Raw genomic sequence first — 12,961 nt, 5'->3', positions numbered from 1 at the left:
ATTAACTCAACTCCAATTTCTGTCCGGTTTCCGGAAAAATTTTGCCCGGGTTCATGATGTTGTTCGGGTCCCACGCTTGTTTAATGCGTTTCATCATGTCCAAGCCAACCGCTCCCAATTCCATTTCCATAAAGGGGGCTTTCATCGTTCCGATACCGTGCTCACCAGATAACGTTCCGCCAAGTTCAATCGCCGCCGAAAAGATTTCGGCCACCGCCAGTTCTACACGACGCATCTCTTCTTTATCACTTTTATCACAAATGATGTTCGGATGAAGATTGCCATCACCCGCGTGGCCGAATACCACAAGATGAACATTGTACTTTTCCCGTATTTTCTGTAATCTTGCACACATTTGTGGTATCTTGCTGCGCGGAACGGTAGCGTCTTCGGAGATTTTAGTTGGTTTAATGCGGGCAATGGCTGGAGATACCAACTTGCGGGCTTTCCATATTTCCGCTTTCTCGGCTTCGTTTTGAGGAATGCGTATTTCACGCGCCCCGACCATTTTACATAGTGCAGCTGTTTGGTTAACCTCATCCTTCAACGCGGCAGGATGACCGTCTAATTCGATTAAAATAATTGCTCCCGCATCCACAGGCAGACCCAGCGGTTCATAATGCTCAACCGCCACAATCGACGCCTGATCCATCAACTCCATTTTGGACGGCAAAATACCTGAGGAGAGGATTTTTGAAATCGCACTGCAAGCGTCAAGCAAGCTATCAAATACAGCCATCACAGTTTCCGAAGCGGGCGGCTTCGGAAGAAGGCGCAGTACCGCTTTTGTAATAATGCCAAGCGTCCCTTCCGATCCGACAATCAGTTTCGTTAAATCGTAACCCGTTACATTTTTCACCGTACGCCCGCCGGTTTTAATGATTTCTCCCTCGGGTGTAATCATTTCTAAACCAATCACATAATCCTTGGTCACCCCATATTTTAACCCTCGGGGTCCGCCAGAGTTCTCAGCCAGGTTACCACCGATGGTAGACACGTGTGAACTGCTTGGATCAGGAGGATAAAGTAATCCTTTTTGTTCGGCTGCTTTATGAATATTTCCGGTTAAAACACCAGGTGAAACAACGGCAACCAGGTCTTCTTCACTAATTTCAAGCAGTTCGTTCATTACTGATAAATCGAATACCATACCGCCCTTAACCGGAAGCGGGCCCCCGCTTAAGCAAGTGGACTGGCCACGTGGATAAACGGGAATTTTCTCCCGATTAGCTAGTTTCACAAGAGCTGCCAGTTCTTCGACACTTTTGGTCTGAATCACTGCATCCGGCAGGAATGTACCGAAAGAGCCATCAAATGAATAACTAAAACGATCACTTTCATCCGTTAGGACTCGGCCGGTCTTTACGATGGCTGTAATCTCTTCAATATGAGCAGATATCATCACTTTCATGTGAACCCTCCCTTTCTTTTTGGCTAAATCGGATAATCCTTTAAGAACAGGCTTAATTTCTTCTCCGCATTTTTCAAATGTATAACACACTGGATTTTAGCCAGTTCTGGTTCTTCCGCTTCAATGGCCAATAGAATATTCTGGTGTTCTTTGTAGACTGCTTTGCGTTTTTGTTTTAATCGCAAATTAGGCTGAAGGGTAATCTTTAATACCCTTTCATAAAGGGAGGATAAGCTCTCCAGCATTTGAATCATAATGGGATTGTGCGTAGCCAAAATAATGGAACGGTGAAATTCGACGTCAGCCTTCATTGCGCTTTTCCCCTCATCAACCGATTCGTTTTCTAACCGTTTCAATAGTTGCTTCATTCGTGTAAGCTGTTCAGGCGTACGTCTGAGTGCCGCAAAATATGCCGCTTCAGGTTCCAAAATCTTTCTCATCTCAAATAGATATTTGATACCTTCCACGTCATCGCTCTCAATCCGTATATGCTGCAATAATGCCGAACCTGCTGCCTCTTCCACATAGCTCCCTCCTCCTTGACGGGAGGAAATGACACCCGCGGCCCGCAATACACTTAACGCCTCGCGGATAGGGATCCTGCTTACGCCAAAACGTGCAGTCAGTTCCATCTCGGTTGGCAATTTTGATCCTGGAGGGTATTGCCCGGTCTCAATCAGTTTTAATAATTCACGAGATATCATTTGTGAAATCTGTTCTTTTTTGGTCATACTCTTTCTCCATTCAATCTTTTAGCTTCTCGCACGCAGTAGAAATCAATTTCTCTAGCAACCTTCTTAAATTTGTATAACAAATTTCAATCTTCCCGTAAGTATCATTTTATTTGTAAGGGCTTTCTTTGTGTTAATTATAACCACAAAGGAGGAAAAATACAATATTTTTACAAAATTGAAAATACAAAAATTGAACCCATTTCTTTAAATATGTATAACAAATATATTTGACTACTTGGTTTTAACAATCGTTGCCTATAAATATCGGAATGTAGGGGGCGTTGCTTTTTGGGGGGATTTCATACGATTGAAACGTTACTCCTAACAAAATAGACATCCTAATCTGAAAGGATGTCTGAAGTGAGTAACTTTTAAGATAACGGAGTCATCAGTTATTTCTGTGCTTAACCAGCTTTGTAACGATCATTTTTTCGTCTTGTAAGCGAGACAGGAGAATGGACAAGAGAATGGCGATTGCTAAGAAACTCGCGATCATGCTGATCACGCCTCCCCATCCAAAAGTAGTCCAAAACGTTCCTCCAGCAGTTCCTACCACACTTGATCCGACATAATAGAAGAACAGATAGAGCGACGAGGCTTGCGCTTTGTTGTGGGTGGCACGACGTCCTACCCAGCTGCTGGCTATCGAATGACAACCAAAAAAACCAAAGGTAAAGATGGCAATTCCGACAATTTTAATCCACAGGTTATGGTTCAAAGTGATGCATGCACCCAGAAATAGTACCAAAAGTAAAATCAACAAAACTTTGCGCCGGTCATATTTGTCCGCCATCTGCCCCATCCAGGCCGAGCTGAATGTCCCGATAATGTAAACAATAAAAATCCAACCGATTAACGTTTGACTTAAAGAATACGGTGGTACCATCAAATGAAACCCGATGTAATTAAACATGGTAACATTACTGCCCATCAGCACAAAGCCAATGCCATATAAACAAAGTAAGCCAGGATCTTTAAGATGGCGAATCATCGATTTCATCAGGTTCCCTACTTCTAGCTTACGTGGATGAAAGTTCTTGGATGGTGGAAGTGTTAACCAAAATATGAAACTGGCAACGATACTCAACACTCCAATACCAGCGAGCGCGATTCGCCAATTGAAGAAGTCGGTTAACATTCCGGTTATGATACGACCACCCAAACCTCCTAACCCATTGCCACTGATATACAGGCCCATTGCCACTCCTAAACTGCTCGGCTCGATCTCTTCACCAAGATAAGCCATCGCAATCGAAGGCAATCCTGCTAAAACGATCCCGAGGAGGATCCTAACGATTAGTAAGAAGTGAAAATTGGGGGTAAATGCCATTAGTACGGCCAGAATGGATGCGGCGAACATAGAAAATGTCATTATTGACTTGCGTCCCCACACTTCGGAAAAGGAGCCTGCGAGCAACATACTGATTGCCAAGGCGATGGTCGTTAGCGACATCGAAAGGCTAGCCAAAGTTGGGGAGATGTGGAACTCCCTCGTAAACTCGGGAAGAAGTGTCTGTAAGCAGTATAAGTTGGCAAACGTGATACAGCCACCCGTAAATAAAGCGAGATTGGTCTTGCGAAACGCGGATGTCCCCTGTTTGATAGAACTCATGATTTCATCACCCGCCGTTTTCTGAATCGATTTCCATAGTTCATCATAAGTGTTCCTCTCAAAGAATAATGACCACTGCTAAAAAAATTCATTGGCGAAAAAATATCCTTCAGTCTTAATAAAAAAGGATTATTTCTACCTAACTTCTAAAAAATGATTTTCAAGGTTAATCATAAAGATTACCAAAACAAATTGTCAAATCTATTATTTGCATGATTTTCATGTGTTTTAGTTATGTAATTTCATTCCACTGTACAAATAAAAGTATTACAAGGAGCGGAAGCTAGGTTTTTTCAAACGGTTGTAGTGGAGACGTTGTGTATCTCTTAGTATGCCTGATGTATTCGATGGTGATAATCATGACCTTTAAGACTGTTTATAGCCTTTTGGGGTGAGATCGTTCATTCGTAAACTCTTTTTTGTTTGGTAACTTACTCAAACATGTTCAGAAAATTTTAAAAATATAAAATATTTAGTTGACATCGTAACTTTACTAAGTTTACCATTATAATAAAAAGTCTGATATATCAGACTTCAAATTTCTTGATAAGGGGTGAAAACAACTAAACAGGCAAAATTTAAGTAAGAAGAGAGTTTAACACCGTTATTTAAAATTAAAAGACTTTCACTATCCTCCAGACTGAGTCAGTTTTTCATGAAATTCGCAACGTAGGTAAGGGTAAGGATTTAGAATGTTGAATGACTTTAAAAGGGAGATAGATAAACATGGAAGCTGACAATTTCATGATGAATGAAACGATACAAAAACAAACCCGTTCCGTGAGAGACGTTGTTTATGAAACGCTTAAAAAAGGCATTTTGTCGGAACAACTTACCCCGAAAATGCAGTTAAAAGAACGGGCGTTATCGGAACAATTGGGCGTTAGTACAACCCCTATAAAAGAAGCGCTTCGCAGGCTGGAATTGGAAGGGTTGGTCTATACACGTCCAAGAAGAGGCACCTTTGTTTCCACCCAAATTATGAAGTCGGTGGAAGAGATCACGTTAGCGAGATCCTCGCTTGAGGGAGTAGCTGCACGGCTTGCCGCGTCCAAGATTACAGAGGAGCAAAAAAAACAGCTGGGAACCATCATAGAACAAATGGAAGTTTATACGGTGGATAAAAACAGCGATGGATTAAGCAAAAGTAATGAAGCATTCCATCAATACATTATAAAGGCAGCCAAAAATGATTATATCGAAAAACAGGTAACTTCCCTCAAGGCTTTTGCTAATGTTGTAAGAAAGCATGCGTTAGCTAATGTCAATGAACTAGACCGTGCCTATGAAGAGCATCATTTAATATTTACAAAAATAGCTTTAAACGATCCTGATGGTGCTGAAGAAGCGATGCGTAACCATATACGACGTACCCTCTCGTTTTGTAAAGAGAACAAACAAGGAGTGAACGAAACATGAAAAAGAAAATGACTGGTGCTCAAGCGGTTGTTGAATGTATTCGTAGAGAAGGCGTTGATCATGTTTTTTGTGTGCCCGGTGAAAGCTATTTAAGTGTATTAGATGCCATCTATGAAACGGAGGAAATGAACCTGATTTCCGCTCGCCATGAAGGCGGGGCCAGTTTTATGGCAGAAGGATATGCGAAGGCAACCAATAAGCCCGGCGTTTGTATGGCTACACGAGGTGTAGGTGGAGCCAACCTCTCTATCGGTGTCCATACCGCCATGCAAGATTCAACCCCTATGGTGGTGTTTTTAGGACAAGTACATAGTCATTTTCGGACACGGGAAGGGTTCCAGGAGGTCAATCAAGAAAACTTTTTTGCACCGATTTCAAAGTGGACCATTGAAATTACGGACACCCATCGAATTCCTGAGCTAGTTCAACGGGCTTTCCGGATTGCTAAAAGCGGTAGACCGGGTCCGGTTGTGGTCGGATTGCCAGTGGATGTCATCGATGCAGAAGTGGAAATGGACATTGGCCAAGTCATCACTATTCCAAAGCCAGCTCCAGGCAAAGATGAAGTGGCTCGGGCACTTTCTCTCATTTCTGAGGCCAAGCATCCTATTATGATTGCTGGTGGCGGTGTAGTTCGTAGCGGCGCACACGAACCATTGATTCAATTTGCGGAATCCATGGCTTTACCTGTTTTATCGTCTTTCCGCCGCCATGATGTATTTCCAAACCACCATTCGCAGTATTTAGGCCATATTGGACTGGGTACGCCTAAGAATATATTAGAAACAGTGAAAACTGCTGATCTGATTGTGGCAGTGGGGATGCGTTTTTCAGAAATTGTGACACAAGGGTACTCGTTATTTTCAACGGAGCAAACGATGATTCATATTGATATTGACCCAAATAGTATCGGCAAAGTATATAATCCAGCTCTTGGTATTGTAGCAGATGCAGGAGAAGCACTAAATGCGTTAGTTGAAGCTTCTAACCAATATCAACCAGAAACTAAACAAGAACGTCTGGATTGGATTTCCGAGCGTCGCCGTTTGTACGATCAATGGATTCATGTCGAATTAGATCAAAGTGGCAAATTAAATATGAAGAAACTCCTAGCCGATCTTCAGCGTCTAACGCCTGCAGATGCCATTATAACAAACGATGCAGGAAACTTTTGTGGCTGGTTACACCAATTTTACCAGTTTGAACAACCTGGAACATATATTGGCCCGACAAATGGTGCCATGGGTTATGGTTTTCCCGCTGCAGTTGGAGCTAAATTAGCACATCCCGATCGTGTTGTGGTTTCCTTATCCGGTGATGGCGGTTTTATGATGACCATGCAAGAATTTGAAACAGCCGTTCGTTATAAGGTTCCTGTTATCGCGTTAGTCTATAATAACAATATGTACGGCACCATTCGGATGCACCAAGAACGCGAGTATCCTGAGCGAATTTCCGGGACGTTGCTCACAAATCCTGACTACGCCCAATTGGCTAAATTGTTTGGTGGCCATGGTGAGTACATCGATTCTAACGAAGAATTTGAGGCAGCGTTTACTCGAGCACTCCAATCAGGTAAACCTTCCATTATTGAAGTGGCGATAAGCCCGGAACAAATTTCAGTTTCCGCTACAATAGAGGATTTACGAAAAGCAAAGGTGCAGTTATTAAAAGCGTAGGTAATAGAGTGAAATATCTCTATACTTCTTGTTAATGTATGGATCCTATTCATAAAAAAGGATGGTGATGATGACATGAAAACTAACGGGATTAAAGCACTTACCTTTGACGTGTTTGGAACGGTTGTAGACTATCGATCATCGATCATTAAAGAAGGCGAAAAATTGAATGAGATGAAAGGCCTTGAGCTGAATTCGCCGAAGTTTGCTGATGCCTGGCGAGGGGCTTATCGTCCCAACTTGGATCGTATTCTAAGCGGCGAGCTTTCGTGGATGAATTTGGATTCATTGCATTTGATGGTATTACGAAAGCTTCTTGATGAATTTGAGATCAACCATCTAACAGAGGAAGAAATTATTCACCTCAATCGAGTCTGGCATCGTTTGGAGCCATGGGGTGATGCCGTCCCAGGTCTTCAACGCTTGAAACAAAAATTCATAATCAGTCCACTATCAAACGGGAATGTATCTTTACTCACCAATATGGCAAAACATAGTGGACTACCTTGGGATTTGATCTTGTCCCCTGAAATGATCAAAAGTTACAAACCCGATCCAAACGTTTACCACATGGCGATCGACTTTCTTGATCTTCAACCCAATGAAGTCATGATGGTTGCGGCGCATCAACATGACTTACAGGCAGCCAAAAAGCTAGGGATGAAAACAGCTTATGTTTTTCGACCATTGGAGTATGGATGTGAGGCAATCCCTAATCTAATGCCTGAAGAAAACTATGATGTGGTAGCAAGAGATTTCATTGATTTAGCCCAACAATTAGGTGCTTGAATCAATGAAATTACTGTACGCATTCTTTTACAAAACAACAATCGAGGAACCAATAATGGTTCCTCGATTGTTGTTTAGCCAGTATCTATTAATCGTTCGGATATGCTGGGCTGGAAAAATGCAGGACCTTTTCCCCTTCCAATCAGCTTGTCCTCCCTCTTCTGTAAAAACGGCTTTAGTGGCCTCCCATTGTAATCATCTACCACTTGCAAAAAAAGAGGTACAAAAGATGGTGTGATTCATCCTCAATTCTATCCTTTTTGTCTTTTACAGACTACCTATTTTCCTTTTTTTACTTTTTAAGTCAGATGGTGGGATGTGTGACTCTTTTATTGCTTCGTTCTCCTAAATAGACACCTTGTTCCTCAAGTTTTTCCTGAAGTTTATGAATGTTCAATTGTGTAAAAGTCAGGTTTTGCTGAGATGCCATAGCGGCTGCGACGCCGGCACTCTGACCCATTACTATACACGGCGCCATATTTCGAGTGGCTCCGTTGGCAAAAGATGTAGCTGAAACGCATCTCCCTGCCACCAGGATATTTTGTAGGCCTTTTGGAATTAATGCCCGGAATGGAATATCAAATGCTCCATCGTCTCCGATTTGGTAAAAAGAAGCCTGACCCGTATCGGGATCGTGAATATCAACAGGGAAGCAAATTTGTCCGATGGTATCTTCGAATTTTCGCCCTATGGTAACATCCTCGTCCGTAATCTCATAGAGTCCTTCAATTCTTCGTGTTTCCCTTACACCTGCAAATGCCGAAGGAACAAAGTAGGCATTTTGGAACCCGGGAACATTTTCTTTTAGAAATTGACTAATTCGATATACTTGTTTTGTTAATTCAACGGTAGCGCGGGATAACGAAAGGGGATCCGTACCATCAATACCCACCACCGCAGAAGTATTAACATTGATGTGATTCGGCCAAACCGTATTAAAAAACACTTTGTGATCTTCATTCGGGAAGATCTGATTCTCACGAATGATATCATTCCATTGACTGAATGCCCCATTAAAGTAAACAGGAATCGGTTCGGGATGGTCAGCTCGTGTGGCCATTGCAGGTGTAGAGACGGCGATGGCTTCAGCGATCTCCTTATTGTTGGTTCCATAACAGCGAAGGACCATCGAAACGGGCTGCATTTTTCCAGTTTTTCGATCGCCCTTCGTATAGTTTGCGCCGGCAGCTGCTACAACATCAGCATCTCCACTTGCGTCAATGTACGTTTTGGCTCTAATGGTTCGTATCCCACCCTTTACCGCAACTTGAACGCCCGTGACATTTCCTCGGTCACGCACAGTTCCAACTACATTCACCCCTAAAAATACAATGACCCCTGCTTCATCTAATATCTCAGTGGATAGGATTCGGAATAGTTCTCCATCCACTGGAGTGACAGAATGAACAAACCCCCCATATGGAATATGTCCGACAGCGCCTCCCATTTTAATCAATCGATCCACCATTTCCTGCGCGATTCCGAACACAACTTGACGACCGTATCGTGTAATAAAATTATGTAAGCAAAGTCCTGTTGTCGCATTACCACCCAGAAACGGTTTGGATTCGAGCAGAATCGTCTTGGCACCATTGCGTGCGGCAGCGGTCGCCGCGGCTACGCCTGTTACGCCACCTCCAATAACTAATACATCACAATCCATGTCCAACATAATTTGAGACCTCCTTTTTTATTTTCAAAACAGTATACTAATAAGCCGGTATAACCTTCCTTACTAAAATCTCTCCAAACCCCACGGTTTACGTGATGGAACCTTAATTTCACCTTTAACATTGAAGGTCACATCTCAAGCACTACATAATCTTTGTCCAGGGAAACATGGAAGGTTTCCGCCACGTGAGGCCCTTCTTCCAATTTGGTCCCTGTAGGTTCAGCGATAGCGCATCCTTGTTCGACCTTCGCGTCGTAAGAACGAACACGGGTTTTGACTGGATCGAACCATGATTGTCCGGTCTTGACGTCGAATTCCCATTGATGCCATGGACAGCGGATAATCTCTCCTTTTCGAGTGTAGGTGTATTCCCCCGGGACTGGGGAATGAACAAAACCGGACAATTCTCCTTCACAAAGCGGGGCCCCTCCATGAGGGCACCGGTTTCGAATGGCAAAAAATTCACCGTTTATGTTAAAAATACCGATAGACCTTCCGGCAATAGAAATGATCTTTCGGTGACCGGGTGGGATCTCATCGACAGTTGCCACAAAGTATTTTTTCATAGATTCATCACTCCTTCTCCGGAAATCGGTATAAAGAACGAGCGTTTTCATAAAAGATTTTCTGTTTTAAGGTTTCTGGAAACTTTCCACGAAATGTATGATCGGGTGCATCATAATCCCAGTGCGGATAATCAGTAGCAAACATGAGCATGTCATCGGATCCCAGGTGATCGATTACCTGAAGGAGATAGTCCTGAACTGGCGGCTCCTCTATCGGCTGGGTGGTAAATCGCATATGCCCTCGAATGTATTCGGACGGCTTTCGCTTCAAGAAAGGGACTTCCTCACGCAGTCGCTTCCAGTGCTTGTCAAGCCGCCACATCAAGGAAGGCACCCAAGCAAACCCGCCTTCGAGCATCACAGTTTGCAGGTTGGGAAACCGTTCAAACACCCCTTCACAAACCATACTAATGACCTGGCATTGGAACGCCTGAGCCATGTCGGTGTGATCCTCGATATAAAACGAAGGAAATCCAGAAGAGGTGATTGCGTTTCCGCCCAAACCTCCAAAATGAATCGCGATTGGTAGTCCGTGGTTTTCCGCCGCCTCAAAGATTTTCCAATATTTGCGACGACCCATCGGTTCCCGGGTACGGGGCATGAATAACACTTGCACAAAACCAGGATGGCTAGCGCGCCGATTAATTTCTTCTACCGCCAGATCGGCGTTCTCGTACGGGATGACAATGGATGCGCGCAACCTCGGTTCTTTGTCCAGCCATTCGGCCATCTGCCAATCGTTGACCGCGCGGGCCAGTGCTGCTCCGTATTCATCGTTCAGCTGTTCCCCGACACGATATAGGCAGTTTAAGATACCGATCTCCATATTCAAAGGATCCAATAGCTGTTCTTTCATGAACTTTAGGTCGGAGCCGGGTATTTGACCGTTCGACGGCCAGGCGTCTGCCCGTGTCCCACCCGGATTCCCTTTTGGATATGGAATATTTTGAACAAAGCCATGGTAGCTTCGCAGGCCGACCATGTCCATATAATTCTTCCAACGTGTCGGAAGGTATTGTTTAAGCACCTCGTTTGACGGAACTTCATTATGAATATCACAGTCGATGAAACGGATTCCGGTTTTTGGCTTGGCCTCTATCGACTTAGTATTTACAATGGGCATGTATGTTCCTCCTCACTAGGGATTATCCCTGTATTTATCAATCAAAACGGTAAAAAGAGCGGGCGTTTTCCGATAGAATCTTCTTCTCCAGGCTTGGCGGGAGATTGGCTGGGAGAGCCTCTTCTTTCTCATCGAAGTGCCAATGAGGATAATCGGTGGAAAAGAGCAGCATGTCTTGGGAACGCATTTGTTCCATCGTTTGCAGCAAGTGTTCGGGCTTTGGTGATTCATCTAGCGGCTGGATCGTCAACCGAAAATGTTCCCGTATAATCTCTGACGGTAATCGGTCCACCCATGGAATTTCTCGGCGTAAGCCTTTCCAATTCTTATCCAATCGCCACATCAGTGCGGGCATCCAGGCGAAACCGCTTTCGAGAAGCGTAACTCGAAGGCGAGGAAACTTTTGGAAAGTACCTTCACATATCAGGCTGACGATTTGCGACTGGAAGGCTTGTGATTGACTGACGTAATCCTCAAGGTAATAAGAGGGCCAACCGACAGGCATCGTTGGATAACCGGTAACTCCACCGGCATGAATTCCGATCACTAACCCATACTGCTGGGCTGCTTCGTAAATCGGCCAGAAATGTTTTTTTCCGTAGAGCATTTCGGAACGGACCATCAAAAGAACTTGTACGAAACCGGGATGTTGGCCTAATCGGTGAATTTCCTCCGCCGCCTGCTCCGGATTCTGACTGGCAACGACGATTGAGGCACGCAACCTTTGTTCTTTATCCAACCATTCAGCGATCTGCCAATCGTTAACCGCGCGGGCCATGGCTGCCGCCCAATCCTCATTGTGGATCATCTGTACGCCGTAAAGGCAATTAAGGATCGCATATTGCATATTCCAGGGTTCCAGCACCTGTCGTCGCAAAACCTCAAGATCCGAACCCGGAGGATCGCCGTTTGGCAATACCGAATCGGGCCTTGCAGATAAGGAAACCCCCCTTGGGTAATAATTGGGTTCTAAGCTTTTAATTCCGTGTTCCACCACATAATCGCGCCACCTGTCTGGTAGATAGGGGAAAAGAGCCTGTATGGAAGGAACGGCATTATGTACATCACAATCGATTACAGCAGTCTTGGCTAGGCTGCCCAAGGTTTCCTTTTCCAGTGTTATGGCATCATCCATGTTTTATTCTCCTTTGCTCTATATTATTTTGTATACATGTATACAACTAAAAACTGCTTTTTTCCTCTTATTTCTGCGCAAATAAAGTAAGTAAATTTTCTTGAGAAGTGGTTAAATGCTGCTTTAAGACGGATACTGCTTCTTCCGTAAAGCCCTTTTTTACGAGCGTAACAATTTCCTTATGTTCTTTTTCCCTATCGATCTTCCACTCTGCTGTTAGCGAATAAGAACGTAACCGGGATATGGTTTCATGAAGTGAATCGATAAAGTGTTGCACTCTTTGGTTTTCAAGGGCAGAGATAATGGTGAGATGGAAACAAGTGTTCATCTCACCCATTTTTACGAGATCCCCTTGTTTACGGTACGCTTCCCCAAGTTGGACGGACTCTTCCATTTGTTCGATGATTTTTGTATGTTGGGTCGTTATTCTCCTCAATGCTTCTGTTTCTAAAAGTAGGCGAATTTCGAAAACTTCTTTAATGTCTTGGACCGTCGGGATCGAGACAATAACTTTTCTCCCTGGCAGAAACGTAACTAAATTTTTAGATCCCAATACCCGAATGGCTTCACGGACAGGTGTACGACTCACAGCTAACTTTTCTGCAATCTTGTTTTCGCTTAACAGCTGTCCTGGTATTAAGTGACCTTGTACAATGGCTGTTTTTAATTTTTGGTACACGGCTTCACCAAGGGGGATAAACGCTTGAGTATGATCTAAAGGGTCCAGATTAAGGTCTTCTTTATAACTCAGTTTAAAAGGGCTGTTCGTCATTGTGAGCTTCCTCCCACCTTTTCTAAATCTGCTATTGAATATCTTGAAC

The 12,961-nt window shown here is 43.7% G+C and carries 11 protein-coding genes; 3 read left to right on the top strand and 8 right to left on the bottom strand.

The features are described from left to right. Position 1: 1 nt before the first annotated feature. The 3 genes from M1K46_RS21065 to M1K46_RS21055 all read right to left on the bottom strand — a co-directional run bounded on the left by M1K46_RS21065 (position 2) and on the right by M1K46_RS21055 (position 3,757). A complete protein-coding gene (locus M1K46_RS21065) occupies positions 2 to 1,402 on the bottom strand; it encodes an FAD-binding oxidoreductase (protein WP_256227608.1) in 1,401 nt (466 codons plus the stop codon). 32 nt (positions 1,403 to 1,434) lie between these two features. After that, a complete protein-coding gene (locus M1K46_RS21060; RefSeq protein WP_256227568.1) occupies positions 1,435 to 2,142 on the bottom strand; it encodes a FadR/GntR family transcriptional regulator in 708 nt (235 codons plus the stop codon). A gap of 391 nt (positions 2,143 to 2,533) precedes the next feature. Further along, positions 2,534 to 3,757 (bottom strand): MFS transporter, encoded by a 1,224-nt coding sequence (locus tag M1K46_RS21055; RefSeq protein ID WP_256227567.1) that lies wholly within the window; start codon positions 3,755 to 3,757, stop codon positions 2,534 to 2,536. 726 nt (positions 3,758 to 4,483) lie between these two features. Here M1K46_RS21055 and M1K46_RS21050 point away from each other — a divergent pair. From M1K46_RS21050 to M1K46_RS21040, 3 genes are all read left to right on the top strand, one after another. Then, positions 4,484 to 5,176: a GntR family transcriptional regulator gene (locus M1K46_RS21050; RefSeq protein ID WP_231689238.1), complete on the top strand. Its 693-nt coding sequence runs from the start codon at positions 4,484 to 4,486 to the stop codon at positions 5,174 to 5,176. Then, on the top strand, positions 5,173 to 6,855 hold the full coding sequence (locus M1K46_RS21045; RefSeq protein ID WP_256227566.1) for a thiamine pyrophosphate-dependent enzyme: 1,683 nt from the start codon (positions 5,173 to 5,175) through the stop codon (positions 6,853 to 6,855). The genes M1K46_RS21050 and M1K46_RS21045 overlap by 4 nt, the downstream gene beginning before the upstream one ends. A gap of 75 nt (positions 6,856 to 6,930) precedes the next feature. Beyond that, positions 6,931 to 7,644, top strand: coding sequence for a haloacid dehalogenase type II (locus tag M1K46_RS21040; RefSeq protein WP_053358148.1), 714 nt, complete (start codon positions 6,931 to 6,933; stop codon positions 7,642 to 7,644). Positions 7,645 to 7,948: 304 nt separating this feature from the next. Here the strand turns inward: M1K46_RS21040 and M1K46_RS21035 are convergent, their stop codons facing one another. The 5 genes from M1K46_RS21035 to M1K46_RS21015 all read right to left on the bottom strand — a co-directional run bounded on the left by M1K46_RS21035 (position 7,949) and on the right by M1K46_RS21015 (position 12,912). Beyond that, entirely contained in the window at positions 7,949 to 9,316 is a 1,368-nt protein-coding gene (locus tag M1K46_RS21035; RefSeq protein WP_256227565.1) for an FAD-dependent oxidoreductase, read from the bottom strand. A gap of 128 nt (positions 9,317 to 9,444) precedes the next feature. Continuing rightward, on the bottom strand, positions 9,445 to 9,882 hold the full coding sequence (locus tag M1K46_RS21030; protein ID WP_256227564.1) for a Rieske (2Fe-2S) protein: 438 nt from the start codon (positions 9,880 to 9,882) through the stop codon (positions 9,445 to 9,447). 7 nt (positions 9,883 to 9,889) lie between these two features. Beyond that, a complete protein-coding gene (locus M1K46_RS21025) occupies positions 9,890 to 11,005 on the bottom strand; it encodes an amidohydrolase family protein (protein WP_256227563.1) in 1,116 nt (371 codons plus the stop codon). Positions 11,006 to 11,042: 37 nt separating this feature from the next. Beyond that, positions 11,043 to 12,140, bottom strand: a complete 1,098-nt coding sequence (locus tag M1K46_RS21020; protein ID WP_256227562.1) for an amidohydrolase family protein — start codon at positions 12,138 to 12,140, stop codon at positions 11,043 to 11,045. Between the two features lie 67 nt (positions 12,141 to 12,207). Next, positions 12,208 to 12,912: a GntR family transcriptional regulator gene (locus M1K46_RS21015; protein ID WP_256227561.1), complete on the bottom strand. Its 705-nt coding sequence runs from the start codon at positions 12,910 to 12,912 to the stop codon at positions 12,208 to 12,210. Positions 12,913 to 12,961 lie beyond the last annotated feature (49 nt).

It is taken from the genome of Fictibacillus sp. WQ 8-8, from assembly GCF_024494405.1.
GTDB lineage: Bacteria > Bacillota > Bacilli > Bacillales > Fictibacillaceae > Fictibacillus_C > Fictibacillus_C marinisediminis.
This window is presented reverse-complemented; position numbering and strand designations above follow the sequence as displayed.

Excerpts from the sequence above, each read along its gene's own strand:
- M1K46_RS21060 (WP_256227568.1), bottom strand. The coding sequence starts at position 2,142 with ATGACCAAAAAAGAACAGATTTCACAAATGATATCTCGTGAATTATTA.
- M1K46_RS21050 (WP_231689238.1), top strand. The coding sequence starts at position 4,484 with ATGGAAGCTGACAATTTCATGATGAATGAAACGATACAAAAACAAACC.
- M1K46_RS21030 (WP_256227564.1), bottom strand. The coding sequence starts at position 9,882 with ATGAAAAAATACTTTGTGGCAACTGTCGATGAGATCCCACCCGGTCAC.
- M1K46_RS21035 (WP_256227565.1), bottom strand. The coding sequence starts at position 9,316 with ATGTTGGACATGGATTGTGATGTATTAGTTATTGGAGGTGGCGTAACA.
- M1K46_RS21015 (WP_256227561.1), bottom strand. The coding sequence starts at position 12,912 with ATGACGAACAGCCCTTTTAAACTGAGTTATAAAGAAGACCTTAATCTG.
- M1K46_RS21065 (WP_256227608.1), bottom strand. The coding sequence starts at position 1,402 with ATGATATCTGCTCATATTGAAGAGATTACAGCCATCGTAAAGACCGGC.
- M1K46_RS21025 (WP_256227563.1), bottom strand. The coding sequence starts at position 11,005 with ATGCCCATTGTAAATACTAAGTCGATAGAGGCCAAGCCAAAAACCGGA.
- M1K46_RS21045 (WP_256227566.1), top strand. The coding sequence starts at position 5,173 with ATGAAAAAGAAAATGACTGGTGCTCAAGCGGTTGTTGAATGTATTCGT.
- M1K46_RS21055 (WP_256227567.1), bottom strand. The coding sequence starts at position 3,757 with ATGAGTTCTATCAAACAGGGGACATCCGCGTTTCGCAAGACCAATCTC.
- M1K46_RS21040 (WP_053358148.1), top strand. The coding sequence starts at position 6,931 with ATGAAAACTAACGGGATTAAAGCACTTACCTTTGACGTGTTTGGAACG.
- M1K46_RS21020 (WP_256227562.1), bottom strand. The coding sequence starts at position 12,140 with ATGGATGATGCCATAACACTGGAAAAGGAAACCTTGGGCAGCCTAGCC.